The sequence below is a fragment of the Psychromonas hadalis ATCC BAA-638 genome, assembly GCF_000420245.1.
GTDB lineage: Bacteria > Pseudomonadota > Gammaproteobacteria > Enterobacterales > Psychromonadaceae > Psychromonas > Psychromonas hadalis.
In genome coordinates this window covers 1-22,735 of sequence record NZ_ATUO01000055.1, presented here as the reverse complement: position 1 = coordinate 22,735, position 22,735 = coordinate 1, and the positions used below count along the sequence as shown (strand labels likewise).

Annotated in this window: 7 protein-coding genes and 1 pseudogene; 1 reads left to right on the top strand and 7 read right to left on the bottom strand. The window is 41.5% G+C overall.

Annotation, left to right across the window (positions count from 1 at the left end; all coding sequences use genetic code 11):
- Positions 1–112: 112 nt before the first annotated feature.
- The 7 genes from G322_RS0108640 to G322_RS0108610 all read right to left on the bottom strand — a co-directional run bounded on the left by G322_RS0108640 (position 113) and on the right by G322_RS0108610 (position 22,125).
- Positions 113–2,356: a peptidase U32 family protein gene (locus G322_RS0108640; protein ID WP_022941401.1), complete on the bottom strand. Its 2,244-nt coding sequence runs from the start codon at positions 2,354–2,356 to the stop codon at positions 113–115.
- A gap of 334 nt (positions 2,357–2,690) precedes the next feature.
- Positions 2,691–3,257 carry a VF530 family protein gene (locus G322_RS20270; protein ID WP_022941400.1) on the bottom strand — a complete coding sequence of 189 codons (567 nt, stop codon included), beginning with the start codon at positions 3,255–3,257 and terminating at the stop codon, positions 2,691–2,693.
- Between the two features lie 95 nt (positions 3,258–3,352).
- Entirely contained in the window at positions 3,353–4,948 is a 1,596-nt protein-coding gene (locus G322_RS0108630; RefSeq protein WP_022941399.1) for a PfaD family polyunsaturated fatty acid/polyketide biosynthesis protein, read from the bottom strand.
- Between the two features lie 47 nt (positions 4,949–4,995).
- The gene (locus tag G322_RS0108625; protein WP_022941398.1) at positions 4,996–10,842 is read right to left on the bottom strand and encodes a hotdog fold thioesterase; all 5,847 of its coding nucleotides are present in this window, start codon (positions 10,840–10,842) and stop codon (positions 4,996–4,998) included.
- Between the two features lie 246 nt (positions 10,843–11,088).
- Positions 11,089–13,488 (bottom strand): PfaB family protein, encoded by a 2,400-nt coding sequence (locus G322_RS0108620; protein WP_022941397.1) that lies wholly within the window; start codon positions 13,486–13,488, stop codon positions 11,089–11,091.
- Positions 13,488–21,293 carry a type I polyketide synthase gene (locus G322_RS0108615; RefSeq protein WP_022941396.1) on the bottom strand — a complete coding sequence of 2,602 codons (7,806 nt, stop codon included), beginning with the start codon at positions 21,291–21,293 and terminating at the stop codon, positions 13,488–13,490. Before G322_RS0108615 ends, G322_RS0108620 begins: the two co-directional genes overlap by 1 nt.
- 13 nt (positions 21,294–21,306) lie before the next feature.
- Positions 21,307–22,125 (bottom strand): transcriptional regulator, encoded by an 819-nt coding sequence (locus tag G322_RS0108610; protein ID WP_022941395.1) that lies wholly within the window; start codon positions 22,123–22,125, stop codon positions 21,307–21,309.
- A gap of 217 nt (positions 22,126–22,342) precedes the next feature.
- Between G322_RS0108610 and G322_RS24790 the strand changes: the two are divergent.
- Positions 22,343–22,735, top strand: a pseudogene (locus G322_RS24790) (transposase); the annotation flags it as partial.

The following is a 22,735-nucleotide window of genomic DNA, read 5'->3' as shown; positions in this document are numbered from 1 at the left end:
TTTTTGAAAACAATTTAGCGCAAGTTATTGTGTAACGATTCCTAAATATAGCGCTTAATGTTCATTTCAGCGACTAAGTTTAATATCGGCCAACGACAGCATAACTTTAAGATTATAAACCTTGCGTATATTGTGCTTGCGTAGAAAGTGTCACCATCTGTTCTAACGCTGTCTTTGATGCACCATCTCCTTTAATAAGCTGTGTAAAATGGGTTAGCAATTCAATTTTATCTAACGTTGTTTTTGAACCTGCACCAATGTTCGTTAGGTCAATAAAGAACTCGTCAAACAAGCCAGAAAATTCGTCAACAACATCTAAATTTAAAAACTGCTCATCGTTATAGATACTGGGGTAACCACCAAGTTGTTTATCAACGGCGAAAGAGAACCCTTTCACATTAGTGATCGTGGTCGCCTTTTGACACTTGAGCATACAACCATCTTCAATGGCGGGTTTATTACAGCCAACTGTTTGTTGGAAGAAGCATTGTCTGCTGGTCATCATCAAAATAGGATGATAAATACTGTATAACATTTTAAAGTTTTTAGGGCGCTTGATATGACGCATCTGATGACGGTTTATCTCGTTTGAAATAAACGCACCTGAACAATTTAACGCTTCTTGTAACGTTAATAAAGCATAGGAGTTAGTGGTATTTAAAAACGGCCCTGCAATCCATTCAATATCGAGTTCAACGGCTTTAAGTGCAACCCCCGTATTATTAGAAACAATGCGTTTAGGTTTAACCACTTCTAATAAACGGATTGACTCATTGTAATCTTTACCGATTAACACCGCAGGAAACCACGGTATCAAGCGCGGATTTTCTAAGAAAATGTCGATATATTTATTACAATGTCTCTTCCAGCTTTCAGGTAACTTAAAGTAAATATCTGCTTCTGTCTGCTCAGCAAGGTGTATATCTTTAACATCACTGATCAATAGCGAAAGAGTGGGTATTGCAGAGACTTTATCGAAAACATCAAGTTGAGGCAAATTGATAGGCGCAATAATACTAACGTTGCCATTGAGGATATAGGCCACTTCATTTTTCATGGCCGTTAACTCTTTAAACGGGACACTTAACCCACTTTCCAGCTTATCAAAGTTGATTGTATCCAACTGATAATCACCTTTTTTAAAGCTCTTAAAACGTTTTTCAATGGCGGCGGACTCAATCGCAGATTCATCAGCGACTTTTAAAACACTCGCAGAGTTTACGGTATGATGTTGACCTTCAAAAGAAAGCGCCACTAATAATGGCTTACCTAATGAGGCGGAAAAATCCATCGTCAGCATGGGTTTCTCGATACTAATATGTTTTATTTTTGCTTCAACGTCAGCAGTAATCGCATTTTTTTGTGCTGAAAGCTCCGTTTGTACCTCTTGAATCTGCACCACTGAGATAGCATTTTTTTTATCATTAGCATGCTGAAAACTGTTATCACGCGGATTATCGATAAACATATTTTTAGTCAGGTTACCCTGCAAAAATGAGTTAGTAAAATCACGATTAAATACTTTGTAGAGGTTACTATCATCGGCAAGTAGTTGTCCTGTTTCAACAAATTTATCTATCTGCTGACGCCAACTATCCACCACGGTATGCACATACTGTGCGCCTTTAATGCGCCCTTCTATTTTCAATGAATCAACCCCGGCTTCCACCAGCTCAGGCAGATCAAAATAAGCAGAGTTATCTTTTAAATTAAGCGGAAATTTATTGCCCGCCGCGGTAATTTCATACTCATCTCGACACGCTTGACTACAACGTCCACGATTTCCCGAATTACCCACGCTCACTGAGCTTGAATAACATTGCCCAGAAAAAGCGATACACAAGGCGCCATGTACAAAGACTTCGGTCAGTACGTCATGATCATGGGCAACCGTAGATAACATTTTAATTTCAGGCAGATTCATTTCACGGGATAAATTAACACGGGTGGCGCCCGCTTTAGCGAGGAATTTAATCTGCCCTTCATTATGCGTGGTTAATTGTGTTGAGGCGTGAATAGCGAGTGATGGAAAATGTTTTTTGACCAGATTAAAAATACCGAGATCTTGTACAATAATGCCATCAATGGTGGTATTAACCAACTGATTAAGTAGCTTCACCACCCCTTTTATCTCATGCTCTAAAATAACCACATTGATGGTTAAAAAAACGTCACACTGAAAACGGTGCGCTAAACGCAGAATGCCTTTGAGCTGTTCAAATGAGATATTGGTTGCCCGATTACGTGCATTGAACATATCTAAACCACAATAGATAGCATTAGCACCCGCCACAATTGCAGCTTTAATTGCATCTACATCACCACCAGGGGCTAATAACTCTATTTTTCTACTCATTTTTCCATCCATTCACAGCATTTTAATTTTGAGGGGCGATTCTACCTCTATCAACAAACCATTACTACCCTAGGTTTGTAAGGTTACCCTAAACAAAAAAGCCCCAATAACAGATGCTATCAGGGCTTGTTGTTATTCTACATTCCACCGAATAATTGTAACTACTCAGCCCCCTTAAAATTAGAGGTGTTCTTATAAAAATACACTGTAAATGCTCAGGGCTAAGCCAGTTATGCTTAGTTCAAGGCGGAAAAGCGCAGTTTAGTGGTTTAAATGAGCATTTTTCAACGATGAAATAAGCTTAAATGGCGACGACCTGAGTAGTTACGAATAATTATGTATTCCAAGGATTACTTGGGTCGTAAGCAGGTTCATCACCTTTTTCTTTATTTCTATTTTCACGTCTATCTTTAGGACGTTCGCTATTTTCAAAACTGCCATCACGATATGGATGTTTACTTGAGCTTCCAGCAACACTACCACGAGAATGACGACTAAACTCACGATCATCACGTTTTTGCTGGCTACGCTCTTTATGCGCAGAAGCCGCTTTCGCTTGTGAAAGCTCAATTGATTCAATGGTCAATTCCATCGGTTCACGTGGCACAATATGTAACGAGAAACCGCGTTCACGTGGTGCGATATCATATTCAGATTCACGGGGCTTAGGCATACGCTTAAAACGAGAAAGGTAGAAGCTTTCTAATTTAGTGCGCGCCCATTCTGTTTTTTTCAAAAACTTCAAACTGCCGTCAATAGAAGGATTAATATCAAAGCAGTGAAAACGCATAGAGGCATGCAATATTTTCCAACCATAGTGTTCTACTAACTCAGTGAGCAGTATTTCCATGCTGAGACCATGCAGGGGGTTATTTTGTTGTTCTTCTACGCTTGGGTTCATCTCTTTTTTCCAAATTAAAAAAGCCTCAATCAGTATTGAGGCTTATCAATGCATTTTAGCTGAATTAAATTAAATTGCGATCATCAATTCAGTGATTAACTCGGTACATAGTTTAATAGACTCTGTTGTAAACTCACACCTTGTAACTTCAATTGATTAATACGTTGCAAATAAGCAGCACCTTTAAGCAGGTGCAATGCAACATCAACCGCTTTACGCTCAGTGTAGGTTTCGAGGTAAGTACCTTTAACCCAACTATTAAATGCACCTAAACTTGGGCCAGCCCAAATTTGATAATCCATCTCACGCCCTTTTTCACCAATGTTTGACCAACGTGATGATAAGCCTAAATACCAACGGAAAATGAGTGCCATTTTACGTTTAGGGCTAGTTTGTGCACGCGCTAACATCTCCGGATCCCGCCCCGCAAAGAACTCAACGGTACCTGCCCAAACATCATCTAAGTTCTGACGGAAAATTTGTTTCTCTATTTTTTCACGATCGACAGCGGGAATATCTTCAATTGAGTTGTAATTAACATACAAGTCATACAATTTATTCGCGCGCATCGCAAACATCGAACCACGCTTAACTACTTGTAATTTAACCCCCATCTCAAACATATCCGCCGCTGGCGCCATAGTCACATCGGCCATCTCAACACCCGCAAGCAATTTTCGCGTATGTTCAGAAGCGCCCGCTTCGATACATGCTTGGTTAACAGAGCCTAAAACAATATACGCAGCGCCCATATTAAAGGCGGCCAGTGTTGCTTCAGGCGTTCCGATACCACCCCCCGCGCCAACACGCAGTGCAGGTGAGAAGTTATATTGTGCTTGAACTTCATCACGCAGTGCAATAATAGTTGGTAATAGGGTTAAGAATGGACGGTTATCGGTATGACCACCAGAATCTGCTTCTGCGGTAATATCATCGGCCATTGGCACTCGTTTTGAAAGTTCGGCCTGTTTCGCGGTGATCTTGCCTTGTGCCAATAATTTATCTAATAATTTTTGTGGTGCAGGCTCCATAAAGCGGCGACCAACTTCTGTGCGCGATACTTTAGCGATCACTTTATTTTTAATATTAACACTGCCATCGCTATTTTCACTGAGTCCTGCAACACGATACCAAACGATATGCTCGGTTAGTGCTAAATAAGCAGAGGCTTCTACTGTTTCCACTCCTAATTTAAGGAATCGCTCAACCGCACCACGCTCTAATGCTTCTTCCGCAGGCGCATGAATCAGGTTCACCGCATAAGGGCCATTCGGCAGAGCCGCTTGAATACGTTTAATAGAGTCTTCAATCACATCAGGTACAAGCCCTGCAGCGCCAAATGAGCACAACATGCCCGCTTTGCCCAGTGCGACGACCAATTCAACCGAAGCAATACCATTGGCCATTGCACCACCATGATAAGCGTATTTTACGCCATGCTGTTTTTTGAAGTCCATATCACCTAAGTCTTCAGGGTTTAATGCCTGTGCAAACGCTAATACTTTTTCACTGCCATTATCTGATACTGTTTGGCTGATACCCATACCTGCGCCATTTTGTGCCAGATACACAGGTTTATGCAAATCCATCAACGCTTGCTTAACTGCCGTTTCAGCGCTGTTGATACTGCTTGCGTCTACTTTCCACGCCCAGTTAATTGGTTGTTGATTGTTCAATTTTAAAATAGTCATTTTTACTTCCTAGAAAGTGAGAATTACTCTCACATTCAAATTAATTATTACGCTTCAACAATACTCAGCACGATATCTTTCACTTCATAGATACGCAGGCCATCTTTAGAGAGATTCGCATCACCAATTAAACGAACTTCGTTATCGGTTTTGATGATCTCGGTAATATGCACATCCAAGCTCATTTGTTTGTTAAGTGGAGTGATTTGACCACGGTATTTCCAAATGACATTGGTTAACGGTGATTCAAAACGCGGATTTTTAAACTGTTTACCTAAATCATTTTTCAATGCGTAGGTTTGTAACAGTTCGATAATCGCTTCCACACCTAATGATCCGGGCATAACCGGATCTTGATGGAAATGGTAGCGGAAGAACCAATCACTGGCATCAATGGTGCGTTCGCCATAGATATAAGCAAGGTTGGCTTTACCACCGCCCTCAACAATAGACACGGTATCGACAAAGTTAAGCTGTCCACCCGCTAAACGGTAATGAGGTTTATCAGTAGGCGCGCTAAACATTGGCAACGCTTTATCGGTCAGATCAAATTTTTCAATCTGCGCCACAGGTGTATTGTTATCGACAAACCACGCATGGGTAATTTTACCGTTATCAATGCCTAATTGATTAGCCAGTGCCTCGCCACCAAAGTAGCCAAATACCGCTTTACCCGTGTAGAATTTCTGATCATCGACAAACATGTCAAAGGTGAAGCTTTGTATGATCATGCCTCCTGCCATGGTGGTGCTCAGTAGCACTGATTTATTAACGATGGTTTTACCGCGTAGGTCTATTTTTTTAAGTAATTCACCACTGCCGTCTAAGTTACGGAAGAACAGATCTTTTTCAGGATAAACCAGTGTGGTGCCCATGTAACCGGAGATAAACCCGTTTGGTTGCAGTGCAATCTCCATGATCAATGAATATGGCATCCAGTTATCAACGCTATTTTTAGTGAAATACCACGCATCCTCTGGCACATAATATTCAGCCACACAGCTTGATGACTTTTTAAGATCTAGACGTTTACCTGTGACTTCAACAACTTGTGTTACTACTTGTAAATCACCACAGGGTGTACGTGGTGGAATACGTCCTTTGTAAACATCAAAGGCAGGGCCAAAACAGTTGGAGATGTTGCCTGTAGCAAATTCAAATAGATGGTATGGCGTAAATGGCACAGTATCAGGCGTACGATTTTGTCCTGCTACCATTGGCGCTTCAAAGTGTTTTATCGGTAAGACACCTTTCTCTTTTGGCGATTCAAAATCAGATTCAACACGCATTAGAGGACGCTCAGGATGTTTGAAAGGCTGGACACCTCTTTCATCAGTAATCAGATTATTTTCAACATCATGAATCGCTTCACTACTGATTTTCGAAACATGTGATTCAAGTGATATCAATGAAGACTCAACCGATGTAGGTAATAACTGCACATTGCTTGGCAGTGTGACAGGGTAAGCGGAGTTTTCATCCTGCTCAACCATCTCCATACAAAGATTTTTAAAATCAACCACTACTTTACCATCAAGAATAATGTCGATATTGGCTTTGATAAATGGACGTGGTGACATGCCCATCGCCGTGACTTCTAAACGATAGGTTAAGGTATTTACCTGTGGACTTACTTGCCCACGACAGCGGACAGTTTGTGATTCACCGCGCATCGGTTGGAAACGTGCATTATTAACCGTGCCGTTCATACCTAGCCATAACATGAAGAACATCGCCACTTGACCACAACCCTCAGACATTAACGAGCCGGCCATCACCTCATCACCTTTAAAGTGACATGGGAAGTACCAGTGGTTTGGATCGAGATCTTTTTGTCCTTCGATAAGCCCTAATCCCCAATGACCCCCTTGTGGGTCAATTTTAGTGATACGCTCAATCATTAAGAATTTTTCAGAAGAGAATTTAAGTGATGGATTACGCCCCTGTTGATCATATTTAGCGCCGAAACAACCGGGAATATCACCCGCCACTAATTTCATCATATCCGCGTAGCTATACTGCGTTTTTTGATTGGCAATTAAGGGTTTGAAGTAAGATTTTTTAGCATTTTTAAACTCTGCTTTGTCTTTATCGTTATGAATAACCCCTTTACCATCAGCAAGCTCTTCATCAGTGAAGAAACCCGCACAACCCTTACGCATGATAAGCACTTTTTTATCGCCCACATAACAATCGTAATGGAAGAAGAACAGCAGTTGCTCGCCGTTTCTTGCATAGGAATCGATATGAATCTCATAACGCAGTGTTTCACCACCAAAGGCCATATCTTCTAAAAAGGTTAATTCACAATCAAGCAGACGATAGATACGCTCACTTTTATTCTGGAAATCGATACCAATGTAAGAGATAAGCATCAAGTCACATTGCCCCGATTCTACCGCTACTGACCAAGGAATATGACCATCAATCAAAAACGGTGCATCCACAGGGATATCATATTCGGTGAACATGGATGATTTTTTGTATTCATTAATTTTTGCATCAAGCTCAGTAACACGTGTGACCAACAGGTAATCAGTGGTTGGTAAGCGGACACGACGAGCATAGTCATCAATAATTTTGTACTCAGCACCAAATACCTTGCTGATATCCCCCTCGGCAAATTCAACCAAATCCGCGGTATCATAAATGATATTTTCAGGCTGATTAAAACACTCTTTAAGCTGTAATGGTGGGTAGTTGTAACCTGCGGGTCCTTTAACAGGGAAACCACTTTGCACAGGCGTTGCTTTAATCGCAGGCGTAACCTCAACCACAGGGGCAGATTCAACCCTTGCAACGGTGGTTTGCATGTGCAGTTCAGGTGCTTGCCCCGTTAACGCTTGTGCTTGGAGCTTGATAAGCTTAGAAATTTGTTGTTCTGCACCGTGACGCGCCTGAATAAACGCTTTATGCGTGGCTGTTTGCTGAAAAATCTCACTGCTGGTTTTGCTATTAATACGATTGCTTGGGTTATTGCTCATGCTTTGCTTCATTTGAACTCTCTCTTGCGCAGTCTCTACATTAACGGTTTTCTCTGTTAATAGAGTTAATGGTTTATTAAGGGTCAACAGGGAAAGATCCACTGCGTTACTAAGATTAGGCAAACTGTTACCTGCCAGCTTCTCTTTTATCTGTTTAACCTTCTTTTTTATCTGTTTAAATAGGGGCGCACTGTGTGACGCTAGAATCGCTTGTTCTATATTTTGCCCACCCAAATAGATAGGTTTAATTAAAGAGAACGGTTTTTTCTCATGTTTGGTCACTGTCGCTTGATAAGGGTTTTGTGTCGCCGATAAGATAAGGTGCGCACAGCTCATATCTCTGCCTAATCCATTCACAGCAATGTGTTTGCTTTTCTTATCTTCTATATGATCGTTTAATAACAATGCCGATTTAATCAAACTCACCATGCCCGATGCGTTAAACAGATGCCCGACTTGACGTTTGACACTGTCAATTTTTGCATGTTTATAAAGGCGTGAAAATGCTGTTTTTTCAGCTTGATTATCTGCAGCAAAACCACTGGCAAAGACTTCAACCTGCGATATCTCTGATGGTGTAATATTGGCTGTTTTACAAACCTGTGTACTCGCTTTTTGTATTGCATTTGCATCACTGCCCGCAACAAAGCTGATCCCATCAATTTGTGCGTAACTGTTATTCACTGTTGAGCTTGGCTTAACAACAATTGCACCTGCTCCCTCGCCCACTAACCAGTGACTGTTATCCAATGGATTTACGGCACTGTTGGCATCTTGTGAAACTGCACCGTAACGCTGACGTAAACTGATATTTTCAAAGGATCCCGCTAAATCAACACTGGCAATCACCACCGCTTCAACATCGGAAGTGGCAAACAGATTTTGCGCCAGTTCGACACAACGATAAACAGAGTTTTCTTCACTGGAAACAGTAAACGCAGGGCCTGAAAAATCCCACAGCGCGGAGATGCGTGACGCCATAATATTACCAATAAAACTGGTATATTGATTTAACTGCGCAGGTGAGGCGATGCTCTCTTTACAGATGTTAGTCAGTTCATTTTGTTGCTCAGCCGTTAAGGTAATGCCTTGTGCTAATAAGCTATTTTCAATTTGCGTGGTTAAATTAACGCGACCACGATATTGATGCAGATCCAGTTCAAGCCCCATTGCCACTAATACAGCAACATTTGAGCCCTCTTTGAGTCCCGCCTGTTGCACGGCATTATCCGTGACTTTCATCATCATTAACTGTTGTGGAATCAAACAATCCTGAGGGTTAGGGGGTACTTTAAAGCGTAAGAAATCAACATCAAACTGCTCGACATAGCCCCCTTTAGGTGCTTTTGTTAACTGTAATGTGTGTTTAATGACACTGTTTTTTTCCAAGCCTTTCCAACGTTTTGTTGGCAGTTCACGGAACGTTGAATCGTTATTATCCAACAAGGTTTTAAACTCGCTTAAATTAGCTGTTTTACCCACAATACAATCCATACCGATAATCGCCATCGGTGTAAGTTGTTTTGCTTGGCTGAAATTAGTTTGTACGGGAGTATTACCGGCTTGTAATACTAAGTGTGCATTACTGCCACCAAAGCCAAATACACTGACACCTGCGGTGCGTGTTTTGCCATTCTCAGCTAACCAATCAACGGTATCTATCGGCATTTGCTCAGAGGTTAAATAGCCTTGTTTGGTTTGAATCGCATTTTTTAAGCTAATAGTGGCGGGGATTTTTTCTTCATTTAAGGCATAAATCGCTTTAATCATACCCGGCATACCCGCAGCCGTTAATAGATGGCCTAAATTAGATTTAGCAGATCCAAGCAGTGGTTTTTTATTATATTGACTGAAAAACGTTTCCATTGAGGTCAATTCAACTTTGTCACCTTTGGGTGTGCCCGTTGCGTGACATTCAATATAATCTACACAACTCGGTGAAACGCCTGCATTTTCATAAGCACGTTGATAAGCAAGTACCTGCCCTTTGGTATTAGGGCTTAATACAAACTCGCCTTTTCCATCATTTGACAATGCGCCACCTTTAATAATGCCGTGAATAGTATCACCATCACGCAGTGCATCACTGTGACGTTTAAGCACCATCATACCCGCACCTTCTGCGGCAAATAGACCTTGAGAATCGTTATCAAAAGGGGCATGTTTATTATTCGCAGGGAACGCTTGAAAAATAGAGAAACCCATATTAACAAACATCGGATCTGCACCCGAAATTGCCCCTGCTAACATCATGTCGGCTTTGCCCGTGTGCAAATAATCACATGCCAATTTAAGGCTGTAACAGCTTGATGCACAAGCTGCGTCCAATGAAAAATGTGTACCACCTAACCCTGATGCTTTAGCAAGCAACGCAGAGGGATAACCTGAAACTAAGGCGTTATCTGCAAGCACACTTTGTGCAGGGGTGAAATTACTCAGTTGAAAGCTTGGTGCGATCAACTGTTTAAGCGCATTTTCAACCACATGGTGATAAAATGGCAAAAACAGATGATTTGATGATTTTGTTGGAAAAGAGAGATTACCTAAAATAAGCCCACACTGATCAAGTGCCTCACTGTTCCAATAGCCCGCATCTTTTAATGCTTGCTCAGTAACATAGAGTCCCCATTTATTAAGGGAATCAAGCTGATTGAGATATTGTGCATTGAGTCCACGCTGTACAAACGGTTGTGCATCAAACTCAAAACCACGAATATACCCACCATACATGCAGTAGAATTTATCAGTATCGCCTTTATTACCTAAATACTTGGCGGGTTCAACACCCATTTCTGTGGCGGTAATTTCAGTACGATTATCTTGTTTATTTAACAGTTGCGCCCAAAACTCTTCAGGTTGACTTGAACCTGGGAAGAGATTAGCGATACCAACAATGGCAATATTTTCCATAAATTTTCTCTTTTTAATTATAACTGTCACTCGAACGTAGGACTTCAGTCCTGCTTCACTTGCTTAACAAACTAAAAATAAGCAAGGCTAAAGCCTTACGTCCAAAATATTCTGAAAATTGTTCACTCGGACGTAGGACTTTAGTCCTGCCCTATTTACCAAAAGCGCAGCTAAAGCTGCACGTCCTATTTACGATTAGGCTTGTGTACAAGAGTCAGGGCCAAAGCTTTACGTCTAAAAAATTATTTATTTATTTACTTGCTTGATCATTGAACCACTAAAAAAAGAGTCAATATTAATGTCCACACCCACGCTAACTAACTTGGCAACAGCACGCGCATAAGTAAGTTGATCATCCGTGCCTTTGGCATTCACAGGCACACTAATATGATGTTCAGCCTTGCTCTCTTTTAATATCTTATCTGTCCAGCTGCACAAGGATCGCCCAGCTCCCATCTCAATAAACACTGTTGAGCCTTTGCACGCAAGGGTATTGACCAAACGAGGAAAATCCACTGGCTCGCATAAACATTTTGCAATGCTCACCGCAATCGCTTTTTGATGTTGTGGAATAGGCAGATAACAAGAGCTTGAGATCATCTTGGTTTGAATACGTTCAGTGACCGCCATGCTGTATAACTCAACCATCTTGTCATACTCTTGATAGGCAGGTGCACTGTGGATCGCATTGGCCATATTGAGTGGCATTGCACGTACACTCAAACGTTTTATCACTTGCAAACAATCAGCAGGAAAGCCACCAATAGTTAAACTATCGGGTGTATTAATGATGGTCACGTAAACACGTTCATCACTTTTTATCTGCGCATTTACCTTATCTGCACTGCCTTTAATGCTATAGGTTTCCCAAATCTGCTCACACTCACCATCTTTGATATCAGGCAAATTCCATAGCTTACGAATTGCACGTAGTTCACTGGACAATTGATGATTAAAGGTATCAGATCCCGCTAAGCGCGCGCTCATTAATCCCGGTGTTTGCCAACAACCAAGGGCTGCAAACATGCTAATTTCACCCATGCTGTAACCGCTAGCAAAATCTGCTTTTATGTTAAACACTTGTTCAAATATTTTAGTAAAAACACAAGCATAACCCACGCCACATTCTGCGATATTAGCAAGGCTATTACGCAGTTCATGATCCAACTGTTTGAGCTGTTTAAAGTCAAACGACACCACCGAACGCGGATTTAGTAAGCTATCTTTAAGTGATGCACCGATATTATCGGCCAATGCCACCACACTCGGATAAATCTCAGGAAACAGGTGAAAAAGTTCACGCCCAAGTCCCACGTAAGTCGCGCCAATGCCAGGGTAAAGAAAGGCGGTTTTACCCTGTTTATTAGTACAACTACTAAAAAAACTGCCCTTCGGGGTTTTCCAATCACCCTGTTTTTCAAAGGCAATTTTAATGCCGTTTAATGCCAGTTTAATTTCACGCTTTAACTCATCGGCAGACTCTGCAATCAAGACCACTTTATAACTGAAATCACTGTTTTTATGTTGCAGGTAAAGCTGTTTTGCTAGCGTTTTAATCTCACCATCAACCGTTAACTGTGCCAATTTTTGCAGTAATGCGGGTTCATCATCTGCGCCAATAATAAACAGAGACTGTTTTGAATGGGCATTAAAACCATTTTGATGGATCAACCCATCTTCTGATGCGCGGATAATAAGGTGACTATAACCTTGTTGATTAAGCAGACTAACGCTGTTGACACGCGGTTTACCCTCCAAGGAGGGGAAAACAGGCGCAGCTTGATTAAACAGATAAAAAGGGGAAGCTCGCCAATCGGATAACAGATTTTCTGTTGGCGAACACCAATCTTTGATCGCAGGACGATAACGCTGTTGCAGTGCGATAACACTGTGAATAATCGCCATTAATTCAGACAACCGTCCATTTTCACCCAACACACTTTTATGACAGCTAATGGCAGTCGTCAGTGTTTTATCATTTGTATAAGCATTTAATAGTGCTTGTTGCTCTTGCTGATTTAAAACGGCATCTGCACAGGCAGAGACTTCCAAGGTAGTAATCTCAGAAGCACGTAAACCTGCATGTTGCAGTGAATGAGCAATAACTGCTTGTGCATCTGAGCCTGTCACCATGTTATCAATGGTGGCATAACAAACGCTGTTATTGGCGTGTACAAATACCTTACTCGCCACTAACAAACACGCAACACCTTGAAGTTGTGCGTAAGACTCAAATCCAGCATCAAAACTGATGGTTGATTTTTCGCTGTTCACAATCGACTCAGGCAGTGAAGCACTAATAATCAACACCGCAATATCTGACTGTTTTGTTATCTGCTCTGCACGGTTAAAGGCATCACTTATACTATTAACTGTTTCCACACTAAAGTGAGCACCTTCAATAGCTGAAGCATTATCACCAACAATCAGCACTGCAATCTGCTTAGCCGTTAAGTTATTCGCCTCGACCACTAAATTCACACATTTTTTGCAAAGCTCAGCATAACTGTGTGTTAGCGCAGATGAAGCCGTTAACACTTCACCGCGATACAGCGCACTTTCGACCTGATCGATATTATCCAGATCATTAAAGATGGCGTTAAAACCGATCACGTCGAGCGGTTGATTGATAACCTGTTTAACCATTATTTAGCCACTTTTGTAAACAGATCATTGAGGCTTTCACTTGCTGTGACTTGCACACCCACAACAGACGCTAAGATCTGTTTATCTGCGCTGATTAACTCAACATCCGCAATAATTTTCTTATTACGTTTGTTCGCTGTTACATTAAGTTTTAGATAAAATGGCTGATCAACCGGCACTTCTTGATAAACTGTCCAGTTTGCTGTTGCTGTGGGTAAACTGCCAAGTCCTAGCTGTTTACGCACCCAAACCAGCAGAGCTTGATACACTAAGTCATTGGCAAAAACATTATTTAGCGCAACATCAAACTCACCCTGCTTCTGTTTAACTGAACTGTTAATAACACAGCTCAGCAGTAAACCCTTGTCATCACAGTGGTTAATCGCAGTGATACCTTGCAAGCTTTCACCGTGAAACAGTGTGCCATTTTCATAAAGCTCATGTGATTCAGTGCTTAATGTTGCTAGTTCACCTTGATAAGTCGGTGACCTGTTTTTCTGTTTCGCTAACAATAAAACCGCCGAATAATGAAATACCGTTTTACCTGAACCATTAACACTAGAAATTTTCACTTCCACTTGCAGCTTGCCATCTTCATCACTCAGCAGGTTAAGATCGATTTGATAATCTTCTGCTTGCGTGCCATCAAAGATAATACCTTTAAATAGCTTGTATTTTTGCAGTCCTAAATAGTGATATTCAGGGTAGCTAGATGTTGTTGCCTCCACCATCCATGCAATCGCACAGACAGTAGGGAAAACGGCATTGTCAGCAATTTGATGATCGACAAAAAAGGCATTGTTAGCAGCTAAAAGTTTCTTTTTATAGCTACTAACTTGTGGCTTTTTTACAGCTGTTTCCTCTGCTTCTCCGCCCATGTCGTTACCCACTAAAATTTGTGGACAACGGTTGCTGTCGGCTGCTAATTCACTGACTAATAACTGCGCGCCTGCATCAAGCGGAATAATGTACACACCACGGGCATTAAACATACGTTTAAGCTCAGGTGTTACCATGCCGCCATCCCAAGGACCCCAGTTGAAGCTTAATACTTGGCAAGTTGGATGCAGTGCTTTAAAGCGGTATGCGCTTTTATTTAAGATATCGTTGGCAATCGCATAATCAGATTGTCCCGGATTACCGTAGAAACCAGCAGCACTTGAAAACAACACTAAATGCTTGATTTTATCCGCTGAAGTACAGCTTAACATCGACACTAAACCCTCTATTTTAGTGCTATAAACCGCTTCAAAATCGCTTAATGTTTTCTGTTCGATAAACTTATCAGCCAATACGCCAGCACCATGAATCAGCCCAGTAATATCGCCCCACAAATCAGTGATAGGTGCAACGGCATTTTGTACCGCCACTTTATCCGTCACATCCGCGCTTACATATTCAGCCACACCGCCTGCATTTTGAATTGCATTAAGTGTTTGCCCGATCTCACGATTAGCCAGTACAGGTTTGATAAAGTTGTTCACGGCAACCGGTGTTGGTTTTTCACCACTGGCAATCAGATGTTGCATGGCCGCTTTTTTCAGCGCCACTTCATCTGTTACGCCGTTTGCCCAACTTGGCTCATTACTTTCATATTTTGAGCGACCTAAAAGAATAAACTTAGATTTGTAAGTTTGTGCCAAACGAATAACACAATGTGCTGTTACCCCTTTTGCGCCACCGCTGACCAAAAATAGTGAATTTTCATCAATACTGTTGCCAGCTTGTAAAGCATAACTGTCTGTTTTTTCGCCTACTAACGTAAGACGACCATTGTTATTAAAACCAATTTCAACAGGAGATTGTTGTGCGTCATTTAGCTCATCAAACACAATATTAGCGACTTTGTCAGCGCCAAATTTTGTTGCTACATCAATCGCACGACATAAAACAGTTGGCCACTCATGGCTTAATGTTTTCACTAACCCTGTTAACCCTGTTTGCACAAGATCAGATTCAAGCTCATTATTTTGCACACCAAAATCACCACCTTGACGGGTTAACACGATAAATGATGAACGGACATCCTTATTGTTATCAAGAGAAGTGTTGTTTTTAGCCAATCCTGTTAGTTTTGCTAATAAGAAAGCAAGTTGTAAACCCTGCTTGCTCGCTATTGGGTATTCAATACCAGCAATCGTTGTTTTCGCTTGTAGATAAACCACTGCATGCCACGTTGCTTGTGTTGCTAAAATCGCTTGTAACTCTTTTTCATCAAGTGATTCAAGTGTGATCACATTGATTGATTTAGCGAATGATTTTGAACTAACGGTTTTCACCCATGATGGTTTCAGCACGGTGACTGCCCAACCTTGTTGGGTTAATTTATCCGCAAGGCGTACTGCACTGCCCTCCCCATCATCAACTAACAACAGGTTTTCACCATTAATGGTTTGCTCAAGCTTAACGACAGCATTCAGATGTTTAACAACCACAACCGCACTTGGCGCAGGTTCAAAGTCGTTGTTTATCTCTGTACCTTCAACAGCAAGCGCTTCAGACTTTTTTACAGAGGCTTCTCCAGCACCCGCTTTGCTTTGCATAGCACCGCTCGCTTTCGATTTCATGTAATCGACGATTTCACCGAGTGTACGTAACTCCGCTAAATCTTCTGGGTTAAGCTCAGGTAGGTCGGTAATTTCATCTTGTACTGCGCCAAGAATCTCAACACGTTTAATGGAATCAATGCCTAAATCGGCTTCCATATCCATGCTTAGTGCTAGCATCTCAGCGGGGTAACCGGTTTTATCAGCAACCACAGACATCATTACGCTTTGGATTTTATCAAGATCAATTGATGCTGTTGCAACTGGGCTTGAAACAATGGGCGCGACAGAAGAGGCTTTGCTTTTCATATAGTCAACGATTTCGCCCAATGTGCGTAGCTCTGCTAAATCTTCAGGGTTAAGCTCTGGCAGGTCGGTAATTTCATCTTGCACCGCGCCTAAAATCTCAACACGCTTGATAGAGTCAATCCCTAAATCCGCTTCCATGTCCATGCTCAGTTCAAGCATCTCAGAGGGGTAACCTGTTTTATCGGCAACCACTGACATCATTACCGTTTGGATTTTGTCGAGATCAATTGCAACTGTTGGCGCTGAAACGATTGGCGCTACAGATGAAGCGTTAGACGTCATAGCGCTGCTAGCTTTTTGTTTCATATAATCAACAATCTCACCCAATGTGCGCAGCTCTGCTAAATCTTCAGGGTTAAGCTCTGGTAGGTCAGTAATTTCATCTTGCACTGCACCCAAAATCTCAACACGTTTAATAGAATCAATACCTAAATCGGCTTCCATGTCCATGCTCAGTTCCAGCATCTCAGAGGGATAACCTGTTTTATCGGCAACCACAGACATCATTACGCTTTGGATTTTGTCGAGATCGATTGTAGCTGTAGGAGTAGAAGTCGTTGCAACAACTGGCGCGACAGATGAGGCTTTGCTCTTCATATAATCAACAATCTCACCCAGTGTGCGTAGCTCTGCTAAATCTTCTGGGTTCAGCTCAGGTAGGTCGGTAATTTCATCTTGAACCGCGCCCAAAATCTCAACACGTTTGATCGAGTCAATCCCTAAATCGGCTTCCATGTCCATGCTCAGTTCAAGCATCTCTGATGGATAACCGGTTTTATCGGCAACCACTGACATCATCACTGTTTGGATTTTGTCGAGATCGATTGTAGCTGTAGGAGTAGAAGTCGTTGCAACAGGCGCTACAGAAGCGGCTTTACTCTTCATATAGTCAACAATCTCACCCAATGTACGCAGTTCTGCTAAATCTTCAGGATTCAGCTCAGGCAGGTCGGTAATTTCATCTTGCACCGCACCTAAAATCTCAACACGTTTAATAGAGTCAATCCCTAAGTCCGCTTCCATATCCATGCTCAGTTCCAGCATCTCTGTTGGATAACCTGTTTTATCAGCCACCACAGACATCATTACGCTTTGGATTTTATCAAGATCAATTGATGCGGTTGCAACTGGCGTTGAAACAACGGGCGCTGCAGATGAAGCTTTAGACTTCATATAGTCAACAATCTCACCCAGTGTGCGCAGTTCTGCTAAATCTTCAGGGTTAAGCTCAGGCAGGTCGGTAATTTCATCTTGCACAGCGCCTAAGATTTCAACGCGTTTAATAGAGTCGATACCTAAATCCGCTTCCATGTCCATGCTCAGTTCAAGCATTTCAGAGGGATAGCCTGTTTTATCTGCCACTACCTCTAACATCACCGTTTGGATTTTGTCTAAATCCAACGAGGCAACGGCTTGTGTTGCAACTTGCTCTACAGCAATCGGCGCTTGTGTCACTTTTACAACAGGTGCAGGTGCTAAAATCACTTCAGGTTGTGGCTGCGTGATAGCTTGTGCCACTTGTACTGGCGCTACTTTAGCAACGGTAATTGGCACAACATTAGCGTTTTCTTTAACGGCTAATGGCGCAGAAACAGGTGTTGATTCAGACACATTGCCTAACATCTTGCTCATGTTTTCAGTTTGATTATTCAGGTAAGTCTCATGTACACGCAGTGTTTCCGATTGGAACTCATGATACAGACCTAATGTTTTATCTAAACTTGCTGGTAATTCAGTCGCGCCAGATTGTGATGCTAAGACTTCTTGGAATGTCTTAGCGTATTCTTTCGGGCCTTGCATATACTCTTGATGCACGTTTAACAGTTGTGATTGATGATTAACAAAGTTTTCAACACTGCGCTCAATCGAGTTAACAACATCACCAGTTGCATTATTTTGCACAGGCGTGCCATCTGCTTGCACATAAACAATTTTTTCTACTTCAACGATCTTCTCGACAATTTTTTCAACAATGACCTCTTTGATCACTTCTTTCTCAACGATGGTTGAGCTAATTTTCCAACCATCATTCAATGCATCATCAAAGGCTTTCTTGGTTTTAGGATTAACATAAGAAGCGCCGGTTAATTTCATCAATAAAGGGGATTTTTTAGGTGCAGTCACTGGACGTTGTTGCGCTGAATAAGGGTCAATATTATCAAGTTGTAAACCCAGTACCGCCATCTCAACCGCGGCTAAACGCAATTGCTGATCTGCTGATTTTTTAGGGTTGCTGTTAACGGCAATGGTCACCACATCAGTTTTATCTTTTAAAATGTTATCAACCAGACGGGTTAATACATTTTTAGGGCCAAACTCAACAAACACACGACCACCTGCAGCATAGAGGTTATCGATCTCTTCATTAAAGTGTACTGATTGTAAAATATGATTTTTCAGGGCTGCTTTAATCTGCTCACCACTTTCAGGATGTGCTTTTGCTGTACCATTGGCAAAGACAGGGATACTAGGGTTTTTAAACTCAACACTGTCAATCACATCGGCAAAGGGTTTTTGTGCATGTCCGACTAACTCAGTATGGAAAGCGGCAGAAACAGGCAACTTAACAACCTTGTAGCCTTTCGCTTGTAACTGCTCAACAGCGACTTCAATCTGCGTGGTTACGCCAGCAATAACCACTTGGTTATTCGAGTTATAGTTAGCGATAGAAACACCGTCAATCGCTTTAATATCTTCCGCGATTTTATCTGGCGCACCAACAACAGCGGCCATCGTACCCGCATCGAAATCAGTATTTTCAGGTGCAGCCATAGCAGCACCACGACTACGTGCTAATAACATGTAATCTTGCTCAGACAATACACCCGCAGCCCAAAGCGCGGTTAATTCACCAAAGCTATGACCAGCTGCAAAATCAATGGTTAAGCCCGCTTGCTTGAAGGTATTAAACAGACCCGCACTGAATGTACCAATGGCAGGTTGTGCATTTTGGGTTAAACGTAAAGTTTCATCTTGTACTTTACGCGCTTCTGCATTAAAAACAGGAATGGGAAATACCGTACTAGAAAGTTGCGCAAGTCCCGCATCACTAAACTGTTTATCCATTTTTGCGCTGGTGGCTAACATGCTTGGGAAGTTACAGGTTAAATCACGGCCCATGTTCACATATTGTGAACCTTGGCCCGAAAACAGTGCAACCACTTTACCTGCAACATCTAAACCAGATTCACGGTAATAAATGCCCGTTGGTTTGTTCCATGAGGTTTCATCACTGTTAAGTTGTTTGATGATGTTGTTGATTGTTTCAATCGCTTGATTGGCATTTTTAGCAATAAAACCACAACGCGCTAATTCACTGCTTGGGGTTTTAAGTGGGTTTTCTAATACCAATGCATTAAAGGCATAAGCTTGATCATCCGCTTCTACATCCAGCTTAGTCAACCATGCTTTTAATGAAAGCGTTAATGCACTTTTATCTGTCGCACTAATCAGTAATGTTTGTGGTACTTCATTAAGACGATAAGCACTGTCATGACTTGATTTGTACTCTTCCATTACAAAGTGGAAGTTCGTTCCGCCAAAACCAAATGAGCTAACACCTGCACGACGTTTAATACCATCGGCGCGTGGCATCCACGGACGTGTTTCGTTATTGATATATAAAGGAGAGTTTTCAATCTCTAAGGTTGGATTGGGTTTATCAACATTAATTGTTGCAGGTAACACTTTGTGGTGCAACGCAAGCGCGGCTTTAATAATACCCGCAGTGCCCGCTGCAGCTTTAGTATGGCCGACTTGTGATTTAACCGTGCCAAGTGCAATATGTTGTTTCTGCTCACTGTTTTCACTGAACATGGTATTTAACGCACTAAACTCAGCGGCATCACCTGCTTTTGTGCCCGTGCCATGTGCTTCGATTAAGCCACAGGTTAGTGGATCAAAACCTGCATCTTGGTAAGCACGTTTAAGCGCTTTTACTTGTCCCGATGGACGTGGTGCGTAGATAGATTTAAAACGACCATCCGATGAACTACCAATCCCTTTGATTAAGGCATAGATTTTATCACCATCACGCTCTGCATCTTCAAGGCGTTTCAGGGCAATCATGCCCACGCCTTCACCAATCATCATGCCTCTTGAATCTTCATCAAATGGGCGGATATCTTCACCATCGGTAAAGGCGGGTGTTTTAGAAAATGACATGTACATGAATGGCGAATTATCACAACAAACACCACCAGAGATCATCATTTCAGAACGATACTCTAACAAGTCTGACACCGCCATTTTAATAGCAGCTAAAGAGCCAGCACAGGCAGCATCAACCACACAGTTTGTGCCACCGAAATCAAAACGGTTAGCGATACGCCCTGCAATAACATTGCCTAACATACCCGGGAATGAGTTCTCTTCCCACGGGATATAGGCTTTTTTGTATTTATCGATGATCACCGCGCGATCACTTTCGCTCACACCAGAGGCTTTTAATACTTTGTCTAAAATAGGGCCTTGCAAGCGAGATGTTAATGGTGCGATCTGTTTCTGACCACCACCTACGCCGAGCGTAATACCAATTTTGTCACGATCATACGCTTTTTCGTCACTGATACCCGCATCAGCTAATACATCACGTGCGACGACTAATGACATTAACTGAGTAATATCCGTTAGCTCTAAAATATTGGGTGGAAGACCAAACTCCATCGGGTCAAAATCAATTTCAGGCAGGAAGCCACCACGTTTACAATAGGTTTTGTCGCTTGCTCTTTTATCACTAGAGTAATAATCATCAATTGCCCATCTGTCTTCGGGAATATCTTTTATTCCATTAACGGATTCAACAATATTATCCCAAAACTGCTCAAGGTTTTTTGTTTCAGCAAACACAGAAGCCATACCGACAATGGCAATTGGGCACTCTTGTAAACGAGAATTTAGTTTTTTATCTGTTGCAGTTTCAATTACTTCAGGGTTTTGTTTGTTAGACATGTTATTACTCCAATTAAAATTTGGTTGCATCTTCAGTTATTTTGGCATTATTAGTTTTATCTTCTAATAACCGAAAACGACTTAAAAATTCGTTGTAGTTTCTGACTAAAACACGGCGAATATGAAACGGTGCTTTAGTTAATACATAGGTGATATAGCGTTGTGCGGCTTGGTAATCATCATCGTTATATAAGTCCACATAAACCCAGTTACTTGCTAAGTCATGTGCCATTAACAGTGATGTTTTTTGTTGTTTAGGCTGCTCTGGAAAATGAGGCAACGTAATTAAATACACTTGCACCACATCTAATGCGGTTAGTGCCAGTGGTAACTGCTCCGTGTCACCCATCTGTAAGCGCATCTGATTTAAAAAATCACTCATTGCTTGTGGTGAAACGACTGAGTTAATCACTTCACTTGAAAGGCTCTCTTCGATAGCAACTTGAATATAAGACTCTTCAGAATCGTCATCATTGAACGCGTGCATATCCGCAAGACGTGAAACACCATGTCGCTTTAAGCAACGTTGCAGACCTGCCCGAGAACTATTTTCATTGATAAACTCTTTGCAGACACTCAATAATTCATCCAGTGAGAGCTTCAAACGCAGACGCAAATGTACCACAACATATTGCTGTGCAAGGGTCAGTGTGGTATTAAGCTGTTTTGGAAGGTGTGAAATATCATCGGTGCAATCGCGCTTGCGCCATTTACGCACCGTAGACTCAGAAACCTTTAACAAACGAGCAAGCACGGCTGTTGCAAGGTCTGACTCATGGATAAACGCACGAATTTCAGGGGTGGTGGTCGCATTTTTATGTTGTTTAGGCATCTATATCGGGCTTCATTAAGTGATCAAATTAATTAAGTCTTACTTTAAGAGTGTGCAATATACACAGGTATCACCCCCTATACAATCACCCGATACTTTTATTTTTATTAATTTTTAATTAACCTGAGTTCGGGATAAGAATTAAAATAAATTGAACTAAATGCCAGTTCCACGATCTGACCTTTTAACTAGAAAAATCAGATAGGAAAAGGATGGCATGGATAATTTAATTGAACTATTTTGTGATGTAGATGATTTTTTAACATTTTTATTCCAGAATGGGAAGCTAGTTTAATAAGCAATGGTGAGATAAAAAAACGAAGAGCTAAACGCATGAGTAACTCTGAAATAATGACCATTATTATTAGCTTTCATCAATCTCATTACAGAGATTTTAAGAATTATTACTTAGGCTATGTAGCAAAATATTTAAAATCATATTTCCCTTCTCTGTTGAGCTATACAAGGTTCATTGAGGTTATGCCATCGGTTATTATCCCTTTAAATACATATCTTTCGGTAAGCCAACAGGCATTGCTTTTATCGACTCTACCAAAATAGCGGTATGTCATATTATTAGAGCAAAGCGCAACAACGTTTTTAATGGAAT

Coding starts and splice junctions, on each gene's coding strand:
- G322_RS0108640 (WP_022941401.1), bottom strand. CDS start 2,356: ATGAGTAGAAAAATAGAGTTATTAGCCCCTGGTGGTGATGTAGATGCA.
- G322_RS20270 (WP_022941400.1), bottom strand. CDS start 3,257: ATGAACCCAAGCGTAGAAGAACAACAAAATAACCCCCTGCATGGTCTC.
- G322_RS0108630 (WP_022941399.1), bottom strand. CDS start 4,948: ATGACTATTTTAAAATTGAACAATCAACAACCAATTAACTGGGCGTGG.
- G322_RS0108625 (WP_022941398.1), bottom strand. CDS start 10,842: ATGGAAAATATTGCCATTGTTGGTATCGCTAATCTCTTCCCAGGTTCA.
- G322_RS0108620 (WP_022941397.1), bottom strand. CDS start 13,488: ATGGTTAAACAGGTTATCAATCAACCGCTCGACGTGATCGGTTTTAAC.
- G322_RS0108615 (WP_022941396.1), bottom strand. CDS start 21,293: ATGTCTAACAAACAAAACCCTGAAGTAATTGAAACTGCAACAGATAAA.
- G322_RS0108610 (WP_022941395.1), bottom strand. CDS start 22,125: ATGCCTAAACAACATAAAAATGCGACCACCACCCCTGAAATTCGTGCG.